Below are 24,059 nucleotides of genomic sequence, written 5' to 3'. Positions count from 1 at the left end.
TGCAAAAGTACTATTTATTCTCCTGAAAACCAAACACTATATTATGTGACCTAAAAATATATTTGGTGTCTTATATATAAGCTATCAATTTAATGCTATGCCTTATTAAGGTTATTACTTAAATTGGTATCTTTACAATACTATTAACAATTAAAAACTTAAAAAAATGGTTAAAGCAAAATATCAAGGTGTTTTAGATTTAGGAGAACAACTAAATATCCAAAACGGAGATGTTAGTGAAAAAGACGGTGTACTTCAAGTAAAAGGTACAGCGGCTACACAATACGATAAGAACTTAATTTGGGATAAAATTAAAGAAATTGGTGGAGATGAGCCTGCAGATATTATGGCTGACATTAAAGTTGAAGACGAATCTGTTTATGCAAGACATACGGTTTCTTCTGGTGAAACTTTAGGTAAAATTGCTAAGCAGTATTATGGCGATGCTATGAAGTATAAAGAAATCTTTGCTGCTAATACTGATATCCTTAAAAATCCGGATGTGATTCACCCAGATCAGGAATTAGTTATTCCTAATCTTTAATTAAAAAAAAATTGTATATTTAAATATGTTTAAACATATATTTTAAAGACTTCTAAATTAGCGATAAGCCTTGTGTTTATCGCTTTTTTAATTTTCAATAATTTTTTGAGCCATACCAATAATGGTCTCCAACTGCGCTTCAATGGTTAAATCAGAATTATCGATTTCAATAGCATCCTCTGCTTTTATTAAAGGGGAATCCTCTCGTGTAGAATCAATATGGTCTCGTGTTGTTACATTTTCTAAAACATCTTCATAACTCAGCTTATGACCACGATCTATTAATTCTTTGTAACGACGTTTGGCTCTGGTTTCTGCCGAAGCCGTCATAAAGATTTTTAATTCTGCATTTGGAAAAACGACCGTTCCAATATCTCGACCATCCATAACGATGCCTTTGCCTTTTCCCATAAGCTGTTGTTGCTCAACTAATTTTCGTCTAACCTCAGACAAAGTTGCCACAGGACTTACAAATTTAGATACGCGAAGTGTTCTAATATCAGCTTCAATATTAATTCCGTTTAAATAGACTTCAGCAAAACCGGCTTTTTTACTAAACTTAAAATTAATACTTATATCTTCTAACCTATCGATTAAAGCTTCTTCTTTAAAAAAACCGTCGCCAATTAAATCGTTTTCTAAGGCAAAATACGTCACAGCTCTATACATGGCTCCTGTATCTACATATATATAATTCAGGCTTTTAGCTAGTAATTTTGCAACTGTACTTTTTCCTGTGGATGAAAATCCGTCTATGGCAATAATTATTTTTCTCATTTTATGCTGAATTTAATTCAGTAAGTAATCCCTTTTGAATCTCAATAGCTATCGCGAGGGAATCTTTATTTTTCTGACTTCATATGTCGTTAAAACAACATCGTTTTCTTAATTGTCTAACTTAATATTACTATTGCTTTTCTTTCTTTAAACGTATTGAAAACACTCCTAAAGTCCCCTCAACGGGACAATTCTAACGTATCAACCTATTTTAAAAATTTTCAGGTTCTTGTTTAATAAATGAAATTCGAGTCTTTTCATAAATTCAAAAATGACTTTATCATGGTAAAAACTGAACGACTTAATATCGTCTTCTACCGTCTAAATCTATTTGAAGTCCGAAAAAACTTGTATTTGAAGCTCCTGAATATCTTGCATGCGTATAATTAAAACGCATTTTGTTTAGTTTAATTCCGACACCTACTGAAAGTCCCGAAAAGTTTCTCTGGTCTACAATTCGTAATTCCTCTGCTCGTCTAAAATTATAACCTAATCTAATATTAAAACCACCTTCAGGAAATATTTCCGCACCTAAAATTAAATGCCGTAATCCTTTATTCAAAAAACCAACTTTTTCTTCCGTTTGGTTGCCATCTAAATCTGTAGTTGCTCTAGCTGGATTAGAAACACCAATGGGCCATTTTTGTAAATTTTCTAAAGTAAGATGCCAACGTAAAGGGACATTTTCTAGCGTTTGAGACATTCCGAAATTAACCTCTAAGGGCAACGGTTCGTTTTGTCCTGCATATGTTGAAAATTGTGTCCCTACATTTCTAATGGTTAACGCCGCATGAAAATCGAGTTTTTCATTAATATACATGGCGCCAAAATCTAATGCTCCTCCTATAGAATTATATTGCTCTAATGCAGATGTAATGACTTTAACATTAGCACCAACATAAAAATCGGTGTACGGGATTTTGTAATTATAACCAGCAGATATAGCTGTTTCGTTACCACTAAAACTTCCTGTAGAATTTCCGTTTAAATCATAGCCGTCAAACGAGCCATAATTAATATAAGTGACGCCAAAATGAAAGGTTTGTACTCGTCTATCCCAAGTATAGGCGTAAGCAGCAGTTCCGTAGCTTATACCGCCTAAGTAGTTAGCATAATTTACAGCCAACTGATTGTTCATTTGATAATTTATGGATGCAGGATTGTACAGCGCTTCTGTAACATCATGATCAAAGTTGGTAATAATTTTTCCGCCTAAAGCCGCTTGTCTTGGTGAGGATACTAAATTCAAAAACTGATAGGTCGCCTCACCACCCAATTGTGCGAACATTGGTAGTGTAAAAAACATTACAAGAAAGGTGAGAATCCTCTTAATCATAGATTTTGCAAAATAACTAAATCTATCTTAAAACGATGATATGATTTTTTTATTTTTTGAGTGTTGTATTTTTCTAACGTAATTTCAACTTTTGACCGATTTTTATAACATCACTCTTTAAACCGTTAATCTGTTTAAGGGCTTTAACGGTTGTTCCTTTTTCTATAGCGATTCTATATAAATTATCGCCTTTCTTAACGACCCAAACTAACGGGTTTTTATCCTCACTAACGCTATCAAAATTTCGGACTCTTAACTTTTGCCCTACTTTTATAAGTGTAGTTTCTAAATGATTTGCTTTTTTTAATTCGTTTAAACTAGACTTATATTGAACGGAAAGTTTAAATAAGTTGTCACCTTCTTTTACAATATGAAAATCAGATTCAGCATCAGAACTAGTTTCGGTATTTGCTGATGCCTTTATTATATTAGAATCCGTTTCTAAAATAGGTTTTGTGTCTACCGAATCTATTTTGGTTTCAACAACTTCACTTTCAACACCCTTAGTTTCTAGTGTTACAGGTGCAATTTCACCAGTAATAATATTCAATTTTGCAGGCTTTCCATCTAATATAACATCTTTAAATTTTACTTCGTCTTGAGCATAACTACCCATCAACGAAGTAAAACTTATTAAAAATGTTAGTATTAGTTTATAGCCTTTTCGCATTTTGTACTTTTTGCTTTGTAATCGCAAGTTTTAAAACATCGCTCATATCCTTTACATAGTGAAACGTTAAACCTTTTAAATACTCTGGCTTAATTTCATCAATATCTCTACGGTTGTCTTCACAAAGTAAAATCTCTTTAATACGAGCACGTTTAGCTGCTAAGATTTTTTCTTTGATACCACCAACAGGTAATACTTTACCTCTTAACGTAATTTCACCTGTCATAGCTAAGCTCTTTTTAACTTTACGCTGTGTAAACAAAGATACTAAAGAAGTTAACATAGTGACACCTGCACTTGGACCATCTTTTGGCGTCGCACCTTCTGGTACGTGAATATGTACATTATATTTCTCAAAAACTTCAGGTTTAATTCCAAACTCATCTGCATTTGCTTTTATGTATTCCATTGCAATAGTTGCGGACTCCTTCATAACCTTTCCTAGGTTTCCTGTAATGGATAAAGTGCCTTTTCCTTTAGATAAAATAGATTCAATAAATAAAATATCACCTCCAACACTTGTCCATGCCAAACCTGTTACAACACCTGCAACATCATTGTTTTCGTATTTATCGCGCTCTAATCTTGGACTTCCAAGAACTTCAATAACATCGTCATTAGAGATTTTAATATTATAATCTTCTTCCATAGCGATGTTCTTGGCAGCATAACGCACCATTTTTGCTATTTGCTTTTCTAAGCCTCTAACTCCAGATTCGCGCGTATACCCTTCAACAATCTTTTCTAATTGCGGCTTTCCTATTTTTAAAGCTTTAGCATCTAAACCATGCTCTTTTAATTGCTTTGGTAATAAATGACGCTTAGCAATTTCAACTTTTTCTTCAATAGTATACCCTGTGACATTAATGATTTCCATACGATCTCTTAGTGCCGGCTGAATAGTATTTAAGCTATTAGACGTTGCAATAAACATCACTTTAGACAAATCGTATCCCATTTCTAGGAAATTATCGTAAAACTCGTTGTTTTGCTCAGGATCTAAAACTTCTAACATTGCCGAAGACGGATCACCTTGACTACCAGTTGACAATTTATCGATTTCATCTAAAACAAACACAGGATTAGACGTTTGTGCTTTCTTTAAACTTTGAATAATTCGTCCTGGCATGGCGCCTATATAGGTTTTTCTATGACCACGGATTTCTGCTTCATCGCGCAATCCACCCAATGAAATTCGCACATATTCTCTACCTAATGCTTCTGCTACGGATTTCCCTAAAGATGTTTTACCAACACCTGGAGGTCCATAAAGACAAAGAATTGGCGATTTCATATCGTTTCTCAGTTTTAAAACCGCTAAATATTCAATGATTCGCTTTTTTACATCCTCTAATCCAAAATGGTCACGGTCTAAGATTTTCTGTGCACGTTTTAAATCAAATTTATCTTTGCTAAACTCATTCCAAGGTAAATCTAAAAACAGGTCTAAATAATTACGTTGAATAGAATACTCAGCCACCTGAGGATTCATACGTTGCATTTTAGATAATTCTTTTTCAAAATGAGTCTTAACCTTATCGTCCCATTTCTTTTTCTTAGCACGTGTTTTCATCTCTTCTATTTCTTCGCCAGAAGACACACCACCACCCAATTCTTCTTGAATGGTTTTCATTTGTTGGTGTAAGAAATATTCACGTTGTTGTTGGTTCATATCACTTTGAACCTTAGACTGAATATCATTTTTAAGCTCAAGCTTTTGATACTCAAGATTCATGAACTTCAACGTCTGAAGCGCGCGTTCTTTTAGATCATTAATCTTTAATAGTTCTTGCTTCTCCTCCACTTTTAAATTCATGTTAGACGACACAAAGTTGACTAAGAATGAATCGCTTTCAATATTCTTAATTGCAAAACTTGCTTCAGTAGGAATGTTTGGACTTTCTTTAATAATGTCTAAAGATAAATCCTTAATAGAATCTATAATTGCTCTAAATTCTTCATTTTCTTTCGCAGGTTTTGCTTCGGAAATAGCGGAAATTGTTGCCGTTAGATACGGTTTCTCAGCAACTACCTCGTTAATAGCAAATCGCTTTTTACCTTGAATAATAACGGTTGTATTACCATCAGGCATTTTGAGCACTTTTAAAATTCGTGCTACAGTACCTGTTTTATAAATATCTTTTGCCGTTGGATTTTCAACCGCTTCATCTTTTTGAGATACGACACCAATTACTTTTCCGCCTTTATTAGCATCATTAATTAGTTTTATAGATGTATCTCTTCCTGCTGTAATCGGAATTACAACCCCTGGAAATAAAACCGTATTACGCAACGGTAAAATTGGTAAAGATTCCGGTAAAGATTCATTGTTTATTGCTTCTTCATCTTCAGGCGTCATTAATGGAATTAATTCTGAATTCTCATCAAAATCCTGAAATGACAGATTGTCTAAGTTTAAAAAATTTGATTTCGCCATATATAATTTTGAGCCATTCTGTCATTAATCACAACAAAAAAGCATTCGTTTAAATGTATTAATAATTAATTTCACATTGAACATCAAAGGGTTATAAGATATCCAAAGTTATTCACACTACAGTAATTTCAATTGTTATGCCATTACCTTTGATTTACTAAAAGTATTTTGATTTTTTTTGAATAGGATCATCACTTCGAGTGAATTGATGCGGTGATAATGGAGTCAATTTGTATCGAGAAGCCATCTTAGCAAATGTTCTTTATAGATTTTGCTCATGCTTCTCAAAACACTCGAACTGACAAAAAGCATTCAATAAATAACTTTTTTTTATATCAACTGTAACAATACTAAAATAACATCATCTTTAAGTAAAAGCAATTGTTTTTTTTGACATCAACCAATCAAAATATCGAACAGTTATTACAGCTTTGTAAATCTGGAAACCAACGTGCGCAGTTGGAAATTTATAACAGATATAACAAAGCCATGTATAATACAGCCCTTAGAATTGTAAAAGATTCTTATAAGGCTGAAGACATCATGCAAGAGTCCTTTTTAACGGCTTTTACAAAATTAAATACATTAGAAGACATCAACATGTTTGGTGCATGGTTAAAACGTATTGTCATAAACAATAGTATTGGCTATTACAACAAAATGGCAAAGCATAATGAAGTGCCTTTAGATACGGTTATCTATAAAGTTGAAGACAACAGTAACGACGGAATTGAGGAACATGAACAGCATAATGAGAAAGTGACACAAATTTTAGATGTTATGAAAACTTTAAAACCTAATTACAATTTGAGTCTTACACTGCATTTAATTGAAGGTTACGATTACGAAGAAATTGGCGAGATTATGAATATCTCTTATGCCAATTGCAGAACATTAATATCGCGAGCGAAAGAGAGTTTAAGAAAAAAGTTAGCAGTAATATAATTATGGAAAAAGATAATTTAGATAGCTTATTTGATGGTTTGAAGGATCAGTTTGATATTGAAACCCCTCAATATAACCATAAACAAAGGTTTGTAGAAAAGTTGAAGGCAAGTGAAGGAGCCTCTACTAAAGGTAAAAAGAAAACTAGTTTTAATTGGAAACCTTATTTAGCAATTGCAGCATCATTGGTCATCTGTTTTAGCATTTATACAACCTTACAAAACGAACCTAAAACTTTAGATCTAGCCAATGTTTCGCCAGAAATGTCTGAAACACAAAACTTTTTTACGGTTACCATTGAAAATGAATTAAAAAAACTCAACAAAGCGCGTTCACCTTTAACAAACAAAATCATAAATGATGCTTTAGTACAAATAGAACTTTTAGAAACCGATTACCAAAAATTAAAAACAGATTTAACCGAAAGCGGAAAAAACCAACGTGTTATTTATGCGATGATTTCTAACTTTCAAACCAGAATAGACATTTTAAATACCGTTTTAGAACAAATTGAAACTGTTAAACAATACAAATCCAACTCCAATGAGAACATTATATAAACTCTGCTTTTTTCTAATCTTGATGCCTACACTTTTACTAGCATCAAATGAGACACCTAAAGCGGCAAAACATGAAAAACAAAAAACGCTAAAAAAATCTTTCAACGTAAATGCTGATGCTACCTTTAATATTACCAGCAGATATGGAAATATTGATATTATTACATGGGACAAAAATCGTATTGATGTCCAAGTCACCATTAAGGTAAATGGTAATAATGAAAACAAGGTTAACGAAAGATTGAACGAATTAGATGTTGCCTGGCAATCTGCACCTCATAAAGTTTCAGCAATTACATCAATTGGCGGCAACAGTTATGATACGTCTTGGTGGAATAAAAAACTAGGAAACAATGTAAAGATAGAAATTAACTACTTGGTTAAGATGCCTATTACAAACAACGTAAAGCTCTTTAACGATTATGGCTACATCAATTTAGACAAGCTTGAGGGTAATGCCTATATAAAATGTGATTATGGTAAAGTCACCACCAAAGAACTCATGGGAACATCTAACACCATACGATTAGATTATACAAAAAACAGCTATTTTGAATATATAAACAACGCATCAATTGAAGCAGATTATAGTGAGTTTACAATCGCGAAAGTCAAAGACTTAAATTTGGAAGCCGATTATACAACGTCTGTCATTGAAATTGCTAAAAATGTCGTTTATGAATGTGATTATGGTTCGCTTAAAATTGATAATATTAACAATTTAGATGGAGAAGGCGATTATTTAGCTCTACGACTTGGCACCATCTACAAAACAGCCACAATAGAAGCAGATTATGGTTCCATAAAAATAGACCGCTTAACACCAAACACTAAAAAAATAAATATGGACACTGAGTTTGTTGGTATTACCGTAGGCATTGATAGTGATTATAATTTCGATTTTAATATTGAGATTGAATTTGGGTCCTTAAGAGAATCTGATGGGTTTCACTTTACAGAGAAACACACTGATAATTTTGGAAAGAAATATGTAGGTTATCACGGCAAACCAAACTCAAACAACGCTGTGCTTATAGAGTCTGAATATGGCAACATAACTTTTAAAAACAACTAAGAAATAATTTATCAATCAATTAAAATCAAAAAATCATGAAACTACTACAATCAATTACGGTGTTAATCTTTCTATTAAGCACCACTTTAGTATCTGCGCAATGGGGAAAATCAAAGAGAATTAAAGGTGATGGCAACATTATAACCTCAACTGCAACAACAGCATCTTACAACGCTATAAAAACAGCAGGATCTATGGACTTTCAACTTATAAAAGGTAAAGAAGGCAACATCTCAATTAAAGGAGATTCTAATTTAATACCTTATATTATTACGGAAGTAAAAAACAATGCTTTATTAGTGAAAATAAAAAAGGGGTATAATTTAAAACCAACAGAAACGATTGTTATTACCATACCATATGAGTCTATCAGTGCAGTATCTTTGGCTGGCTCAGGTGATGTAGAAAACTCAGGTATCATAGAAGCAAACCATTTTAAAGTGTCCTTAGCTGGGTCTGGTGATATTGATTTACAAATTGCATCCAAAACTATAGAAAGTACTTTAGCAGGCTCAGGCGATATTGAACTAAAAGGAAAAACGACGAACTTAACAACAACAATCGCAGGTTCTGGTGATTTTGATGGTGACGATTTAAACAGCACTAATGTCGACGCTACAATTTCTGGTTCTGGAGATATTAGTGTTCATTGTAACGGCGAATTAAAGGTACGTATTTCAGGATCTGGGGATGTTAAATATTCTGGAAATCCAACAAAAAAAGACACCAAGATTTCAGGTTCTGGAAGTGTAAGTCATTAAATTTTATAATTATATATGTAAAAAAAAGGACAAGCGGTTTACTTGTCCTTTTTTTTATAATTCAATCTTAAAAGTGATTTAATAACTCCTATTCTGATGTTACTGTAATTAATATCCTAATCTTATGACACAAAAACAAGACACTTAATATGAGTGGTTACTGAAAGGACTTCACATGGATTGCGCATCAACCAATTTAAGACAAACCTTATTTATTCTTCTTTAGGAACTCTAAACAGAAGGATAATACCTATTAAAAAGAAAACAAATAAGAATAAAATAGCATAACGCATTGAGGAATATTCAGATACAAAAGCGAAAATGAACATACCGATAACAATCCCTATTTTTTCTGCTACATCATAAAAACTAAAGTAAGATGCAGTATCTTCCGTTTCAGGTAAATATTTAGAATACGTTGACCGTCCTAAGGACTGAACCCCTCCCATTACTAAGCCTACTAAACCCGCTGCTATATAAAACTGCATTGGAGATTTCATAAAAAAAGCATATACACAAAGGCACATCCACATAAAATTAATTGCGATAAGTGAATTTATGTTACCAAATTTTGAAGCTGCCCGAGATGTTAAAATAGCACCAAGAATGGCAACCAACTGAATCACTAAAATACTAACAATAAGTCCAATAGTTTTTTCACCATCCGAAGCCCAATTAATTTCTTTTTCACCAAAATAAACTGCCATTAACATAATGGTTTGCACAGCCATACTAAACACAAAAAAGGCATTTAAGTAGCGTTTTAATCTTAAATTTTGCTTCAACTGAACCCAAACAGCCTTTAATTCTTTAAAACCATTAAAGACAACATCTTTAGTTACTTTATGACCCGATGAGACTCCATTTGGTAAAATTCTAAATGTATATTGACTAAATAATGCCCACCAAATTCCTACAGTAATAAACGAATATCGCATCATTTCAATTTTATCAGCATCGTCCTCTTGAGTCATTACCATAATTAAATTTACAACTAATAAAAGAACACTTCCTATATATCCCATTGAAAATCCTTTGGCACTAATACTGTCTTGCTGGTCTTCAAAAGCAATATCTGGAAGGTAAGAATTATAAAAAACCAAACTTCCCCAATAACCTATTAAGCCCATAAAATAGAACAATAAACTAAAGTGAATAAAACTAAGATTAAACCAATATAATCCAATACAGCCAATTGATCCTACATAACAAAAGAACTTCATAAAATTCTTTTTATTACCCACATAATCCGAAATACCCGAAAGAATTGGAGATAAAACTGCAACCACTAAAAATGTAAACGCTGTTACAATTGTAATTAATGTTTCTTGTTTCATTGTAAACCCAAAGGCAGATACTAATGTCTCTTTAGATTCAAATAATGAAGCATAAAACAGAGGAAATATAGAAGACGCAATCGTTAAGGTATACACTGAATTCGCCCAATCATAAAACGCCCAGGCGTTAAGAAGCTTTTTACTTCCTTTTTTAAATTCACTCATAAATGCAGGTTAATTATCTTTTATAGATATCAAAAAAATTCATAAAAAAAGCTGCCCAAATTGAGCAGCTTCTAAAGTAAACAAATATATTTATAATCTTAGTTTATTGGTCTAAATGATGTGACACCAAATTTTTTAGCTTCAGCTTTAGCATTTGGTGCTAATTCTTGTAAATTCTTAATTCTTGTTTCGTTTGCAGGATGCGAACTTAAGAATTCTGGTGGCGCTTGTCCTCCACTAGCTGCATTCATTCGTTTCCAAAGTTCAGGAGCTTCATCAGGATTATAACCCGCAATAGCCATAATAATTAAGCCTACTTTATCTGCTTCTGTTTCATGTGCTCTACTAAAAGGCAAGATACCAGCAACGTTAGACGCGATACCAAAAGATTGATTGAAAATCCCTAAAGATTGCTCATCATTAGCTAATGCTACATTACCAACGACAGCCAAGCCTTGTTGTACATAAGCCGCGCTCATACGTTGCTGCCCATGATTTGCTAAGGCATGAACAACTTCATGACCCATAATTGCAGCAATTGCAGTTTCGTTTTCTGCTACAGGTAAAATTCCGGTATAGAATGCAATCTTTCCACCAGGCATACACCATGCGTTAACTTGTTCTGACTCGATGAGGTTATATTCCCATTTGTAGTCTTCTAAATAGCCTTGATGACCATTTGCATTTAACCATCGCTCTGCAGCAACTGATATTCGTTGACCAACACGTTTAATCATTTCAGAATCTGCTGTACCTGTAATGACTTTACTTTCTGACATCACTTGATTGTACTGCGCAAATGCAGATGGAAATAACTGATCGTTACTTACAAATGCCATTGTTTTTTTTCCTGTAAAAGGATTTGTTGCACACGATACCACGATAACAACAATCAAAAAACTAAACACTACTTTATTAAATTTCATACGTATACGTTTTAAATTAAACCCATTGGTAAGTTTAACACTATTAATTTGACACTAATTTAATTAAATAGTCACTAAGAATGTGACTTAATTCCTTTTAAATGTAGCTCAGAAAAGTTTTTATCTACAGTAATAGACTCTATATTATTAACTCTTAAGCTTTTATGCGCTATAGTTTCATTATCTAACTGCACCTCAACTATATCGAATGGTAAACCATGAAATTGAATATTAAAAGTACTATAAGGTGTTATGAATTTACCTTCTTTGTGTTGATTGATTATTAACTCATTACCTTTACCTGTAAGTTTAAAGTTTCTTAAACTATACCGCCCTTTTGTATAATCAAAACCATCATTAGCATCACTATAAAAATCACTTTCTTCTTTCCCATCTTTATAGTACACATCTAATGTAATTTCTGTGATTTCCTTTTCACCAACATACTGCTGAATTGGGTATTTAGGAATTATTGCTCCTTCTTTTACAAAAAAGGGCATACTGTCAATATCCGCATCTACCCACATTTCTTTACCACCTTTTACAACCTCATCGGTCCAAAAGTTATACCAATTTCCTCGAGGAATATACATTCTTCGACCTTTAGCATTTGGTTCTAAAATCGGACACGCTAATATTTGTTCGCCAAAAATAAATTCGTCCGTCCTATAATGTGTTTGCACATCATCTTGATCATACAACACCAAAGATTTTAATAATGGTGTGCCATGATCTGTATAATTCCAAAATGCCGTATATAAATACGGTAATAATTTATATCTAATTTCTATAAATTTCTTTACAATAGCTGTCACATCTTCATCAAAAGCCCAAGGTTCTTGATCCCCATGGTCACCTGAAGAGTGTACTCTAAAAAATGGATGAAATATTCCTAATTGAATCCAACGTGTAAATAACTCTCCTTGTGGTTGCTCGGCAAAACCACCAATATCACTTCCTACAAATGAGAAACCAGACATTGCCATACGCTGTGCTTGTAGGTTAGCTATCCAAAGGTGTTCCCAAGTTGCTACATTATCTCCTGTCCAAGTTGATGTGTAACGTTGGGTACCAGAATAAGCTGCACGTGTGATAACAAAAGGACGTTTTGGATATGAATATTTTTTAAGTCCTTGGTACGTTGCTCTCGCCATCTGCATACCGTAAATATTATGGGCCTTTCTATGACTACAAGGGTTACCGTCGTAATCATGACGAACATCGTCCGGGAATGTTTTATTTGGCACTTCCATAACGGCTGGCTCATTCATATCATTCCAAACACCTTTAATACCTACGTCTTCAATAAGTTCTTGGAATAGACCAGACCACCAATCTCTTACTTCTGGGTTTGTAAAATCTGGAAAATAACACTCTCCAGGCCATACTTTACCTTTCATATAATCACCATCGGCACGCTTACAGAAATAATCTTTTTCTAAAGCTTCTTTAAAAACGGAATACTCTTTATCTATTTTAATACCTGGATCTATAATAGCAACCGTTTTAAAACCATCGTCCATTAATTCTTTAACCATGCGTTTTGGATCAGGAAAATATGCTTTGTTCCAAGTGAAACAACGGAACCCTTCCATATAATCGATGTCTAAATAAATAGCATCACAAGGTATTTGAAGTTTTCTAAATGTTGACGTAATCTCTTTTACTTTACTTTCTGGGTAATAACTCCATTTACATTGGTGAAAACCTAATGCCCAAAGTGGTGGTAAATGATGTGGTTTTCCAGTTAAATCCGTATAACTTTCTACAACATCGTTCATTTTAGGGCCATAGAAGAAATAGTAATTCATTTCGCCTCCCTGTGCCCAGAAACTGGTTACATTTCTACGTTCGTGTGCAAAATCGAAAGACGACTTAAATGTGTTATCAAAGAAAATACCATAAGCTTTACCATGATGTAAACCAGTATAAAATGGAATGGTTTTGTAAATAGGATCGGTGTCTTTACCGTAGGCGTAAGAATCGGTTACCCAGTTACTAAAACGCTTCCCTTTAAGATTAAGATGGTTTGGCTTATCACCAAGTCCATAATAACTTTCGCCATCGTTAGAAACTTTACTCATTTTTACGATGTTTCCACCATGTTCATAACTTTCCTCCCAATGGAAACCATTTTCATCATGGTTTATTAATGTTCCATCTTTGGCATCATAAATTGAAGTTCTCATATCTTCCTTAGATATCTCACAACGCAATTTCGATGTTAAAACTTCAAAGCTAGTTTTAGTTTCGCTAATTTCTAACTTGTTATAGCCAATACTTGCGTATTGGGTAATGGCATAAGAAAAATCATTATTAAAGTTTCCAACTGTGGTATATCTAAAGCGAAGCAGACTATCTCTAACAACAGTTAACTCTAAAATAACATCATTGTCTGCTGTGAAGTAAAGTTTATCGACGTCTTTTTTAAAGTCTATTATTTTTGAAGGAAATAAGTTCCCTTTATTTTCTAATTCAGTATTTACAATCATAGGTCAATTTTTAAGCAAAAATCACCCGCAAAAAAACGGAAAAATTTCAACTTCTGAAAGGCTTAGCGGTGGATATTAAGAATTGTTATTAACTATTAGATTTTTGCTTAACGCTTTGCGATTTTGTTAATTATCGACCAATATTTAGCTTTATATGCAATTTGAAACCTAGTGTCTAGCTCAATTATTTGCTCTTGTAAAAACACTGTAAATTGATTTAGTGCTCCTATGTCAATTTCATAATCTTTTTTGGAAAAGTTTAAAATCACATAAGCCCCTTTAAGTATTACAACTTAAAAGGGCTGTGTTTATATCAAATGATTCCTTTTTAGAATCAAATATCACCATAAAAAAAGCTGTATTTAAATACGTCTAGGCTTTTAACTTTGTTTTTTCTTAGGTTTTATTCGGGTTTCATACCTGAACGCAACCATACCTAAAGGTGGAATATTAATTTCCATAGAATGATCTCTATAATGCCACGCATCAGCTTTAGTCGTTTTTAATTTATTTTTATAGTCTCCTGTTCCGTAATATTTCTTTAAGTCACTATTAAAAACTTCTCTAAGTTTTCCTTTGTCAGGCACACCGAGTTTATACTTTTCCTTAGGAACTGGCGTCATATTACAAACAACTATTAAATCGTCCTTTTCTTCTTTTCCTTTTCTAATATAACTGTAAACTGAGTTTTTTGAATCTCCATAATCTATCCATTCAAAACCTTCTGCTTCAAATTGTTTTTGGTGTAGAGAAGGTTCGTTTTTATAGAGTGCATTGAGATCTTTTACTAATTCTTGTACTCCTTTATGCGGATCGTATTGAAGTAAATGCCAATCGAGACTAGTTTTAAAATTCCACTCACTACTTTGCCCAAATTCTGAACCTTGAAATAGTAAGTTGGTTCCAGGATGTGTAAACATATAGCTGTATAACAACCTTAAGTTCGCAAAACGTTGCCATTCATCTCCAGGCATTTTTCCTAAGATTGAAGCTTTACCATAAACAACCTCATCATGACTTAGAGGCAACATAAAGTTTTCTGTAAACACATAGGTCATTGAGAACGTTAAGTCGTTTTGATGAAACTGTCTATATACGGTTTCTTTACTAAAATACTCAAGTGTATCGTGCATCCAACCCATCATCCATTTCATTCCAAAGCCTAAACCTCCCATAAATACGGGCTTAGATACCATAGGAAAAGCAGTAGATTCTTCGGCTATAGTTTGTACATCTGGAAAAGCAGCATACACAGCTTCATTCATTTCTCTTAAAAATGACATGGCTTCTAGATTTTCACGACCACCGAACATGTTTGGTTCCCACTCACCATCTTCTCTACTGTAATCTAAAAATAACATGGATGCAACGGCATCTACTCTAAATCCATCCGCATGGTATTGGTCTAGCCAAAAAAGTGCATTACTTATTAAAAATGATTTGACTTCGTTTCGTCCATAATTAAAAATTAAACTCTTCCAGTCTTGGTGATAACCTTTTCGTTTATCTGGATGTTCATATAATGCAGAACCATCAAAGAATCCAAGTCCATGTGCATCTTCAGGAAAATGAGATGGTACCCAATCTAGAATTATCCCAAAATCGTTTTGGTGAAGTTTATCGACCAATAATTTAAATTCTTCAGGGTATCCAAATCGCGATGTTGGAGCAAAATAGCCTGTAACCTGATAACCCCAAGATGGGTCATAAGGATATTCCATAATTGGCATTAACTCTACATGTGTAAAGTTCATCTCTTTTACGTAGTTGACCAAATCATCCGCCAGTTCTACATAAGACATAAATCGATTCTCTTCCACTTGTTTTTTCCAAGAGCCTAAATGCACTTCGTAAACAGAAATAGGTGCGTCTAATGCATTATTCTTTTTACGCTTTTTCATCCATTTAGAATCCTTCCATTTGTAATTATCGTCCCAAACAATTGAGGCAGTATTAGGATTGTGCTCCGCACGTCTTGCGTAAGGATCTGCTTTTTCTGTTTTAATATCGTTATTACTGCTTAGGATTTTATACTTATACTTGGTGCCTTTACCTGCACCTGGTATAAATCCTTCCCAAATACCGCTAGAATCCCAGCGTACATTTAACTTATGCTCGCCTTCTGTCCAGAAGTTAAAATCTCCTACTACGGATACCATTTTTGCGGTTGGAGCCCAGACCGCAAAATACACTCCTTCGACTCCATCTAAAGTAGTAATATGAGAACCAAATTTTTCATATAAACGATAATGCTTTCCTGATTTAAAAAGATCAATATCAAAATCTGTAAAACGACTATGTGCAATTACTTCTGCCATTTATTGTTGTGGAATATATTATTTAATTTCTGTGCCTTTTGGAATCGTTGCACCTTTCTTTATCACCACAATACCGTCTTTTACAAAATACTGATCGGTCTCTGCTTCTTTTAAACCTGCACCTCCTTCAATCCTAACATTATCTCCTATTCTACAATTCCTATCAATTATACAGTTATTAATAAAGCAATTTTTACCAATTCCCATAAGGTTTTCAATATGTTTGGATTCCATATCTGCCAAAGATTCGTAGGAATCATTACCCATGGTATACGTGTTTTGTACTATAGAATTTTTACCTATTCTAGATCTAATTCCAATAACACTTCTTTCAATTTTAGCTGCATGAATAATACAACCATCTGCAATAACCGAGTTATTTATTGTTGTCCCAGAAATCTTGGATGTAGGTAAAATTCTAGCTCTTGTATATACTCTGTTTTCACCATATAAATTAAATTTAGGAATATCATCTGTTAATCCTAAATTGGCTTCAAAAAAGGAATCTATTGTCCCAATATCTGTCCAATAGCCTTCATATTGATAACTTAAAGTCTTGTGCTTATGTATGGCTTGTGGAATAATTTCCTTTCCAAAATCATTAGTATCTGGATTACTCATTAAATCTACTAACAAGTCTCTATTAAAAATATAAATACCCATTGAAGCTAAATAATGCCTACCTTCATGTTTCATTTCATCACTAACTTCAGATGTCCAATCTGGTAAAAGATCTGAACCTGGTTTTTCTATAAAAGACGTAATGACATTCTCTTCATTCGTTTTTAATAATCCAAAGCCGGTAGCATCTTTAGCATTTACAGGATGGGTGGCAATTGTGATTTCTGCTTTGCTCTCTTTGTGTTTTTCAATCATATCTTCAAGATCCATATTATATAATTGATCTCCAGAGAGAATTAAAAAATATTTAAAATCATTTTGTAAAAAATGATGCATACTTTGTCTTACCGCATCAGCTGTACCTTGAAACCATTCGTCGCTATGCATCGTTTGTTCTGCTGCCAAAACATCTACAAAAGCACTACTAAAAAAACTAAAGTGATATGTGTTTTTTATGTGCTGATTTAAAGATGCCGAATTGAACTGTGTTAATACATACATTCGCTTAATATCTGAATTGATACAGTTAGAAATAGGAATATCTACTAATCTGTATTTTCCGGCAATAGGAACTGCTGGTTTAGCTCTATCTGCTGTAAGGGGATATAATCGCGATCCTTGGCCTCCACCAAGAATGATGCTCAATACTTCATCATTTATCATAGTACTTATTTAGTTTAGTTAGTTTATTTTATTGATGAATATAATTCTATGTACGCTCTTGCAGAGACTTTCCAAGAATGATCTATACTCATTATATGTTTTCTATTCGCTTTAAATTTCTTTTGTTGTTTATAAAATTCTTTTCCTCTGTTAATTGAGTGTAAAACGTCATGTACAGAAACTTCATTATGACAAATTCCAAAACCATCGTCTCCAATATCAATAACTGTATCTTTTAATCCACCAATACGTCTTACAACAGGTACGGTTCCATATCTTAGAGAGTACATTTGGTTTAAGCCACAAGGTTCAACACGAGATGGCATTAGTAAAAAGTCTGCTCCTGCATAAATAATATGAGAGAGCTTTTCGTCATAACCAATGAATGCGTTATAATTTCCGCTGTGTTTTGGTATTAATTCAAGTAATTGTCCTTCTGTCTCTTTAGAGCCTGAACCTAAAACAATAATAGATATGTCTTTAGAGCGCAGTGCATAATCTATTGCATAAGGTAAAAGTTCAGCGCCTTTTTCGCCAACTAATCGACCAATAAATGCAAATAACGGTTTGCTTTCATCTAAATTAAACTGTGCACACAACCATTTTTTATTGGCTTTTTTCCCCGATTCAACAGTCGATTTTTTATAATTCTTTACAATGTATTTATCCGTTTCTGGATTCCAAACCTCAGAATCTATTCCGTTTAAAATTCCTACAGCTTTTAAGTTTTCGTGATATAATAACGACTCTAATCCGTTAGCACTATATTTTAATTCTTCCATATAGCTTGGAGAAACGGTTGTAACTCTCCAAGCACATTTTATTGCTGCTGCTAATGGGTTAATCATGTCTTCCCACATAATTAGTCCAACATTTTCAATATTAAAACTTGGAATCTTATACAGATTATCATAAGCCATCCATCCTTGATATTGAGCATTATGAATAGTCGTAATTACAGGAATTTTATTCAGCGATTCATAGGTATAACTTTCTTGGGCCATAAATGGAATTAAGCCCGTATGATGGTCATGACAATGAATAATATTTGGCTTTTCTTTTAAAGTTAATATCCAATCTAAAGCCGCAATTTGAAAGGCTAAAAAACGATCGGTATCGTTATCTGTATACACACTCTCAGTGTAAAGCAAATCTTCAACATGCACAAAGAAAACATCAAAATCTAAAACTGAACCATCAATTTTTAATATGTTATAATTCAATTCTTTATTACCAAGTCTTAAATCAGCTTCATAAACCGAAGTAAATTTATGTGCTTGGGTAAATTTATTGTTATAAAAAGGCATTATAACAGAACTGTTTGCACCAATTTCATTTTGGTACTTAGGTAAAGCGCCAACAACATCAGCCAAACCACCTACTTTTGCAATTGGGTAACATTCTGCACTTATATGTATTATTTTCATTGACAAATATTAACAAATTGTTGATGCATTAAATTTAACAATAATAAAAATAAAGACAAGCATAATTACGAATGTAATTTAAAATTAACATTGGTATTACATTGTAATGATTAACAAATAACAACGACCAATGAAACAAACTATAATTTTAGACATTTTAATTTTGAAAAAGATAGCATTATTAACACTTATAAGTTTGTTTTTAAGTTGTAACAGTTCAGCTCAAAAAACAGAAACAAAAGAAAATAAAACCTTTAAGGTTACTAAAACCGAAGCCGAATGGAAAGCACAACTTACGGCAGATCAATACCACATTCTAAGAGAAGCAGGAACAGAACGTCCATTCTCTAGCGCATTAAATAAAAACTACGAAAAAGGGGTGTATCATTGTGCAGGCTGTAATACTCCATTATATAAAAGTGAACACAAATTTGATTCTGGTACTGGCTGGCCAAGTTTTGATCGTGTTATTGAAGGCAATGTTGCTTTTAGTACAGACACTAAAATTGGTTACACCAGAAACGAAGAACATTGTGCGACGTGTGGAGGTCATTTAGGTCATGTATTTAATGATGGTCCAAAAGAAACTACAGGAAAACGCCATTGTATTAATGGAGATGCACTAAAGTTTGTACCTTCTGAAGATTAAGTTACCTTAAGTTAGAAATCTCTGAGACTAAGTTTTCTCTTGCAATTGAATTATAAATGGGTTGCGAGCAGTATTATTATGCTCAAACTTTTTATAGCCGTCAATATTCAAATTTCTATTTGACTTTCCTATCTTTGGCATCCATGCAAAAAACGATTAACATACTAAATAAGAAAGCAAAATTTCAGTACGACATATTTGATAAATATACGGCTGGAATTGTACTTACTGGAACTGAAATTAAATCCATCAGATCGAGCAAAGCATCTATTGCAGAAAGCTTTTGTGAGTTTAACGACAGAGGTGAATTGTTTGTTATTAATATGACGGTTGAAGAGTATAAATACGGTACTTACTACAACCATAGACCTAAAGCCGAACGCAAACTACTCTTGAACAAAAGAGAGCTTAAAAAGCTAAAAAAAGAAATGGATGTAAAAGGTAATGCTATTATTCCTTTAAAATTATTCATTAACGACAGAGGTTTAGCAAAGCTTATCATTGGATTAGGAAAAGGAAAAAAACTCTACGACAAACGCGAAACCATAAAAGATCGTGATAACAAGCGTAATTTAGACCGTATTAAGAAAAATTTCCGATAAATTTAAGATTACTATTACCTTACGGCAACAAATTATAGTTTAAGTTTGATACCTATTAGGCAACCATTTCATTTTTATTTGCGTCTTTATAAATAAATACGGTTCATAATCGTTTTTATGAGAGATGCATGTATTCTTGGAAGTGTTGTGTTTAGCAAATCAATCAATACTATATGACTAAAAAACTACTCAATATTTTCCTAATTGCTTTTAGCACACTAGCTCTTGCACAAATTAAAGGAAACATTACGGATCAAAACAACGAAGCACTTCCTTTTGTAAATATAGTAATTGAGAATACCTACAAAGGCACAACAAGTAATGACGATGGCTATTACGACCTCAATATCTCAACACCAAAAACATATACCATTGTTTACAGTTATTTAGGTTACAAAACTGTAAAAAAGACAGTTACTGTAGATCAATTTCCATATCAACTAGATGTTACATTAACTGAGGAATCTGTCTCGTTAAACGAAGTTGTAATCGACTCTGAAAACGATCCGGCGAACGCTATAATGCAACAAGCCATAGCACAACGAAAAGCTAATCTTGAAAAAATTAAGTCCTTCAAAGCTGATTTCTATTCCAGAGGACTCATAAAAATAAAAGATGCTCCCGAAAAAATAATGGGTCAAGAGGTAGGTGACTTAGGAGGTGGTTTAGACTCCACCCGAAGTGGTATCGTTTACTTATCTGAAACCATTTCTCATCTTCAGTTTTTGAGTCCAGATAAATTAAAAGAAAAAATAACAGCTTCAAAAATAAGTGGTGACAGTAATGGTTTCAGTTTCAATAGCGCTCTAGACGTTAATTTCAATTTCTATAATAATTCGGTGAATTTTGGAAATGAAATTATTTCACCAATAGCAAATAATGCTTTTAGTTATTATCGTTATAAATTGGAAGGTATATTTTATGATGACAGAGGCAACCTGATTAATAAAATTAGAGTGACTCCTAAACGTATTAACGACCCCGTTTTTTCGGGCTTTATATATATTGTTGAAGACCAATGGGATATTTACGCTCTAGAATTAGATCTTACTGGAGTCCAAGCACGTATTCCTATGGTCGATATAATTTCGTTACAACAGAGCTTTTCATATTCTGAAACCGATGATATTTGGGCTCTAATTTCGCAAAGTATCGATTTTAAATATGCTTTATTCGGAATTAAAGGTGAAGGTCGTTTTACAGCAGTGTATAGTAATTACGAATTTAACTCAGGACTTACAAGAAGTGATTTTAGCCGAGAAATTGTCGCTTTTGAAAAAGAGGCCAACAAAAAGGATTCTATATTCTGGAATGCCATTAGACCTGTACCTCTAACTTCAGAAGAACGTACAGATTACGTAAAAAAAGATAGTATTCAGGTTCTACGAGAGTCTAAACCCTATTTAGATTCTATAGATAATGTTAGAAATAAATTCAAACTAGGAAGTATCTTAGGCTACACCTATCAAAATTCACATAAGGATTACCGTTTGGGTTATGATATTCCGTTATTAGGAGTTCAGTTTAATACTGTACAAGGCTATACAGCTAATGCTAATGTATTCTACACAAAAAATTATGACGATTTTAATCGTTTCTTAAGCGTTAATGGGAACTTTCAATACGGGTTTTCAGATGAACGTTTACGAGCAATAGGCTCATTAACGTATAAATTTAATAGCATTAGCAATTCATTCTTGTCGTTGTCTGGTGGAGTTTCAGCGGAACAATTTAATCCTTCAAATCCTATTTCACCATTAATCAATTCTGTAAGCACGCTCTTTTTTGAAGATAATTACATAAAATTGTACGACAAAAGTTATCTGGCTTTAAATTATTCGGAAGAACTTTTTAACGGCTTCAGGTTATACGCAGGTTTAAGTTACGAGCGACGAAAAGCACTCTTCAACACAACAGACCAAACATTTATAAATGAAGAAAATGATGTTTACACTAGTAATAATCCACTAAACGATACAGCATTTGGTATAGCACCATTTGAAACACACAATATTGTAAAAGGTTCTGTAGATGCCCGAATTAATTTTGGTCAAGAATATTTAAGTTATCCAGATGCTAAATACAATGTTAGTAATGATGATTATCCGACTTTATACTTGGGTTACGAAAAAGGATTTGGTGCTACAAATAGTGATTATAATTTCGATCAAATAAAAGCAAGCTTAAGGCAATCGTTTAATATAAAAGACAAAGGTCGATTTATGTATAATGTAAAAGCCGGAACCTTTTTTAATGCCGAAGATATTGCCTTTATGGATTACCAACATTTTAATGGCAACCAAACACATGTCAGCACAGAAGGCAACTATACTAATGTATTCAACAATTTAGATTATTATTCGGCAAGTACAAACGACACCTATTTTGAAGGCCATGTGGAACACGATTTTAATGGCTTTTTACTTGGAAAAACACCTTTACTCAATAAACTTAATTTTAACTTAGTAGTAGGTGCTCATCTTTTAGCAAAACCAGATTTTAGTCCTTATCAAGAATATTCTGTAGGTATTGACAATATTGGTTGGGGAAAATGGAGGTTCTTAAGAGTTGATTATATACGTTCTTATCAAAGCGGATTTCAGAGTGATGCTATTATGTTTGGTTTAAAATTCTTTTAACTTTATTAAAAATTTCTATCAATGAAAAAATTACTATTGTTAGTTTTTGTGTTATGTATATTTAATTGTGAATCCAACACTAATACCAATAACTCTGATTTAAATCGCACTATTGACAGTTTAAAAATTGAATTAACAAAATCAAATAATAAAATAGAAATACTAAAAACAGAAGCTGGTAAAAAAGAAAAATCCATATTTAATGAGAATTTTAATTCATTTTTTTGGAACTTTATGACAGATTCAACCTTTCAAAAACAAAGAATTATATTCCCACTTACTTATATAACATGGAAAGATGATTTAGGTGGAAAAATTGACACATTATCTTTAAATAAAGACAAATGGACATACAATTCATTTTTTATTAATACAGCAAGTGAAAGAACCCAAATATATGATAACTTTGATTTAAATTTAAGACCAACAAACCAACGGGTTATCCATTGGTATGGTATTGAAACAGGAGGCGATTCAAAATATTATTTTTCAGGAAAAAAAGGGAAATGGTATTTAGTTAAAAAAGAGCAACTTGGAGATTAAATTAATTTTCAAATGAAACTACAAATTATGAAAACCAATATCACAATACTTTTACTTCTCATTACACTAAGTGTTGCTGCACAAGAAAAAAAAGATTACTCAAGTAAAGTCACAACTATAGATAGCACAGTTGCAACCTTATATTCAGTCATTTCTGGAGATAAAGAAGAAGCACGTGATTGGGATTTATTTAAGCATTTGTTTCGAAAAGATGCGAAACTAATTCCAATAGGTGTAAAAGATGGAAAAACAACCGTTCGTTATATGTCACCAAGCGACTATATTAAAACTTCAGGCAATTGGTTACAGCAAAACGGATTTCATGAAATAGAAATAAAAAGAGAGACACAAACTTTCGGAAATTTAACGCAGGTTTTTAGCACCTACGAAGCTTATAAAAGTAAAGACGACAAAGCACCTTTTATGCGTGGCATTAACAGCATTCAGTTGTTTAATGATGGTACACGTTGGTGGATTATTAACTTGTATTGGAAACAAGAATCTGAAGATTTTCCTATTCCAGAAGACTATTTGCCTAAAAATTAATGCTATTATGTACATTTCCTAACAAG

At 32.9% G+C, this 24,059-nt stretch carries 20 protein-coding genes; 10 read left to right on the top strand and 10 right to left on the bottom strand.

All coding sequences use genetic code 11. The annotated features are described in order from the left end of the window. Positions 1–166 precede the first annotated feature (166 nt). The gene (locus K1X16_RS11085; RefSeq protein WP_225036225.1) at positions 167–544 is read left to right on the top strand and encodes a LysM peptidoglycan-binding domain-containing protein; all 378 of its coding nucleotides are present in this window, start codon (positions 167–169) and stop codon (positions 542–544) included. An 87-nt stretch (positions 545–631) separates the two neighbouring features. Here the strand turns inward: K1X16_RS11085 and cmk are convergent, their stop codons facing one another. The 4 genes from cmk to lon form a co-directional block, all read right to left on the bottom strand. Next, positions 632–1,321 carry a (d)CMP kinase gene (gene cmk / locus K1X16_RS11080; protein ID WP_225036223.1) on the bottom strand — a complete coding sequence of 230 codons (690 nt, stop codon included), beginning with the start codon at positions 1,319–1,321 and terminating at the stop codon, positions 632–634. Between the two features lie 301 nt (positions 1,322–1,622). Further along, positions 1,623–2,657, bottom strand: coding sequence for a type IX secretion system protein PorQ (gene porQ, locus K1X16_RS11075; RefSeq protein WP_195870944.1), 1,035 nt, complete (start codon positions 2,655–2,657; stop codon positions 1,623–1,625). Positions 2,658–2,730: 73 nt separating this feature from the next. Further along, positions 2,731–3,327: a LysM peptidoglycan-binding domain-containing protein gene (locus tag K1X16_RS11070; protein ID WP_225036221.1), complete on the bottom strand. Its 597-nt coding sequence runs from the start codon at positions 3,325–3,327 to the stop codon at positions 2,731–2,733. After that, a complete protein-coding gene (gene lon / locus K1X16_RS11065) occupies positions 3,311–5,764 on the bottom strand; it encodes an endopeptidase La (protein WP_195870946.1) in 2,454 nt (817 codons plus the stop codon). The genes K1X16_RS11070 and lon overlap by 17 nt, the downstream gene beginning before the upstream one ends. A 390-nt stretch (positions 5,765–6,154) precedes the next feature. Here lon and K1X16_RS11060 point away from each other — a divergent pair, with 390 nt between their 5' ends. The 4 genes from K1X16_RS11060 to K1X16_RS11045 are packed head-to-tail and all read left to right on the top strand — an operon-like array spanning position 6,155 to position 9,105. Continuing rightward, entirely contained in the window at positions 6,155–6,709 is a 555-nt protein-coding gene (locus K1X16_RS11060) for an RNA polymerase sigma factor (RefSeq protein ID WP_225036219.1), read from the top strand. Between the two features lie 2 nt (positions 6,710–6,711). Then, positions 6,712–7,269 carry a hypothetical protein gene (locus tag K1X16_RS11055; RefSeq protein ID WP_225036217.1) on the top strand — a complete coding sequence of 186 codons (558 nt, stop codon included), beginning with the start codon at positions 6,712–6,714 and terminating at the stop codon, positions 7,267–7,269. Further along, positions 7,253–8,344, top strand: a complete 1,092-nt coding sequence (locus tag K1X16_RS11050; protein ID WP_225036216.1) for a hypothetical protein — start codon at positions 7,253–7,255, stop codon at positions 8,342–8,344. The genes K1X16_RS11055 and K1X16_RS11050 overlap by 17 nt, the downstream gene beginning before the upstream one ends. A gap of 35 nt (positions 8,345–8,379) precedes the next feature. Beyond that, positions 8,380–9,105 carry a head GIN domain-containing protein gene (locus K1X16_RS11045; RefSeq protein ID WP_225036215.1) on the top strand — a complete coding sequence of 242 codons (726 nt, stop codon included), beginning with the start codon at positions 8,380–8,382 and terminating at the stop codon, positions 9,103–9,105. Positions 9,106–9,317: 212 nt separating this feature from the next. Here the strand turns inward: K1X16_RS11045 and K1X16_RS11040 are convergent, their stop codons facing one another. The 6 genes from K1X16_RS11040 to K1X16_RS11015 all read right to left on the bottom strand — a co-directional run bounded on the left by K1X16_RS11040 (position 9,318) and on the right by K1X16_RS11015 (position 19,054). Further along, positions 9,318–10,607 (bottom strand): MFS transporter, encoded by a 1,290-nt coding sequence (locus K1X16_RS11040; RefSeq protein WP_195870951.1) that lies wholly within the window; start codon positions 10,605–10,607, stop codon positions 9,318–9,320. Positions 10,608–10,705: 98 nt separating this feature from the next. Next, positions 10,706–11,533, bottom strand: a complete 828-nt coding sequence (locus tag K1X16_RS11035; protein WP_195870952.1) for a M48 family metallopeptidase — start codon at positions 11,531–11,533, stop codon at positions 10,706–10,708. Positions 11,534–11,607: 74 nt separating this feature from the next. Beyond that, positions 11,608–14,025: a glycoside hydrolase family 31 protein gene (locus tag K1X16_RS11030; RefSeq protein WP_225036212.1), complete on the bottom strand. Its 2,418-nt coding sequence runs from the start codon at positions 14,023–14,025 to the stop codon at positions 11,608–11,610. Positions 14,026–14,405: 380 nt separating this feature from the next. Further along, positions 14,406–16,343, bottom strand: a complete 1,938-nt coding sequence (gene glgB / locus K1X16_RS11025) for a 1,4-alpha-glucan branching protein GlgB (protein ID WP_225036211.1) — start codon at positions 16,341–16,343, stop codon at positions 14,406–14,408. Between the two features lie 18 nt (positions 16,344–16,361). Further along, the gene (locus K1X16_RS11020; protein ID WP_195870955.1) at positions 16,362–17,627 is read right to left on the bottom strand and encodes a glucose-1-phosphate adenylyltransferase; all 1,266 of its coding nucleotides are present in this window, start codon (positions 17,625–17,627) and stop codon (positions 16,362–16,364) included. Between the two features lie 23 nt (positions 17,628–17,650). Then, positions 17,651–19,054 (bottom strand): glycogen synthase, encoded by a 1,404-nt coding sequence (locus K1X16_RS11015; RefSeq protein WP_225036209.1) that lies wholly within the window; start codon positions 19,052–19,054, stop codon positions 17,651–17,653. Positions 19,055–19,184: 130 nt separating this feature from the next. Between K1X16_RS11015 and msrB the strand changes: the two genes are divergently transcribed. The 5 genes from msrB (at position 19,185) to K1X16_RS10990 (ending at position 24,033) form a co-directional block, all read left to right on the top strand. Next, positions 19,185–19,703, top strand: coding sequence for a peptide-methionine (R)-S-oxide reductase MsrB (gene msrB / locus K1X16_RS11010; RefSeq protein WP_195870957.1), 519 nt, complete (start codon positions 19,185–19,187; stop codon positions 19,701–19,703). A gap of 143 nt (positions 19,704–19,846) precedes the next feature. Then, positions 19,847–20,305, top strand: a complete 459-nt coding sequence (gene smpB / locus K1X16_RS11005) for an SsrA-binding protein SmpB (RefSeq protein ID WP_225036207.1) — start codon at positions 19,847–19,849, stop codon at positions 20,303–20,305. A gap of 173 nt (positions 20,306–20,478) precedes the next feature. Then, a complete protein-coding gene (locus tag K1X16_RS11000; protein ID WP_225036205.1) occupies positions 20,479–22,944 on the top strand; it encodes a DUF5686 and carboxypeptidase regulatory-like domain-containing protein in 2,466 nt (821 codons plus the stop codon). 21 nt (positions 22,945–22,965) lie between these two features. Further along, positions 22,966–23,487, top strand: coding sequence for a DUF4348 domain-containing protein (locus tag K1X16_RS10995; protein ID WP_225036203.1), 522 nt, complete (start codon positions 22,966–22,968; stop codon positions 23,485–23,487). Between the two features lie 27 nt (positions 23,488–23,514). Next, a complete protein-coding gene (locus K1X16_RS10990; protein ID WP_225036202.1) occupies positions 23,515–24,033 on the top strand; it encodes a hypothetical protein in 519 nt (172 codons plus the stop codon). Positions 24,034–24,059: the final 26 nt, after the last annotated feature.

It is taken from the genome of Winogradskyella sp. SM1960 (genome assembly GCF_020179375.1).
Classification (GTDB): Bacteria; Bacteroidota; Bacteroidia; order Flavobacteriales; family Flavobacteriaceae; genus Winogradskyella; species Winogradskyella marina.
Note: the sequence above shows the minus strand (reverse complement) of the source record. Positions and strands in the feature narration are given on the sequence as shown.

What these genes read in the sequence shown, in the direction of transcription:
- K1X16_RS11030 (WP_225036212.1), bottom strand. Translation starts at nt 14,025, where the DNA reads ATGATTGTAAATACTGAATTAGAAAATAAAGGGAACTTATTTCCTTCA.
- K1X16_RS11045 (WP_225036215.1), top strand. Translation starts at nt 8,380, where the DNA reads ATGAAACTACTACAATCAATTACGGTGTTAATCTTTCTATTAAGCACC.
- porQ (WP_195870944.1), bottom strand. Translation starts at nt 2,657, where the DNA reads ATGATTAAGAGGATTCTCACCTTTCTTGTAATGTTTTTTACACTACCA.
- K1X16_RS11015 (WP_225036209.1), bottom strand. Translation starts at nt 19,054, where the DNA reads ATGAAAATAATACATATAAGTGCAGAATGTTACCCAATTGCAAAAGTA.
- K1X16_RS10990 (WP_225036202.1), top strand. Translation starts at nt 23,515, where the DNA reads ATGAAAACCAATATCACAATACTTTTACTTCTCATTACACTAAGTGTT.
- glgB (WP_225036211.1), bottom strand. Translation starts at nt 16,343, where the DNA reads ATGGCAGAAGTAATTGCACATAGTCGTTTTACAGATTTTGATATTGAT.
- K1X16_RS11040 (WP_195870951.1), bottom strand. Translation starts at nt 10,607, where the DNA reads ATGAGTGAATTTAAAAAAGGAAGTAAAAAGCTTCTTAACGCCTGGGCG.
- lon (WP_195870946.1), bottom strand. Translation starts at nt 5,764, where the DNA reads ATGGCGAAATCAAATTTTTTAAACTTAGACAATCTGTCATTTCAGGAT.
- K1X16_RS11000 (WP_225036205.1), top strand. Translation starts at nt 20,479, where the DNA reads ATGACTAAAAAACTACTCAATATTTTCCTAATTGCTTTTAGCACACTA.
- K1X16_RS11085 (WP_225036225.1), top strand. Translation starts at nt 167, where the DNA reads ATGGTTAAAGCAAAATATCAAGGTGTTTTAGATTTAGGAGAACAACTA.
- smpB (WP_225036207.1), top strand. Translation starts at nt 19,847, where the DNA reads ATGCAAAAAACGATTAACATACTAAATAAGAAAGCAAAATTTCAGTAC.
- K1X16_RS10995 (WP_225036203.1), top strand. Translation starts at nt 22,966, where the DNA reads ATGAAAAAATTACTATTGTTAGTTTTTGTGTTATGTATATTTAATTGT.
- cmk (WP_225036223.1), bottom strand. Translation starts at nt 1,321, where the DNA reads ATGAGAAAAATAATTATTGCCATAGACGGATTTTCATCCACAGGAAAA.
- K1X16_RS11070 (WP_225036221.1), bottom strand. Translation starts at nt 3,327, where the DNA reads ATGCGAAAAGGCTATAAACTAATACTAACATTTTTAATAAGTTTTACT.
- K1X16_RS11020 (WP_195870955.1), bottom strand. Translation starts at nt 17,627, where the DNA reads ATGATAAATGATGAAGTATTGAGCATCATTCTTGGTGGAGGCCAAGGA.
- msrB (WP_195870957.1), top strand. Translation starts at nt 19,185, where the DNA reads ATGAAACAAACTATAATTTTAGACATTTTAATTTTGAAAAAGATAGCA.
- K1X16_RS11050 (WP_225036216.1), top strand. Translation starts at nt 7,253, where the DNA reads ATGAGAACATTATATAAACTCTGCTTTTTTCTAATCTTGATGCCTACA.
- K1X16_RS11035 (WP_195870952.1), bottom strand. Translation starts at nt 11,533, where the DNA reads ATGAAATTTAATAAAGTAGTGTTTAGTTTTTTGATTGTTGTTATCGTG.
- K1X16_RS11055 (WP_225036217.1), top strand. Translation starts at nt 6,712, where the DNA reads ATGGAAAAAGATAATTTAGATAGCTTATTTGATGGTTTGAAGGATCAG.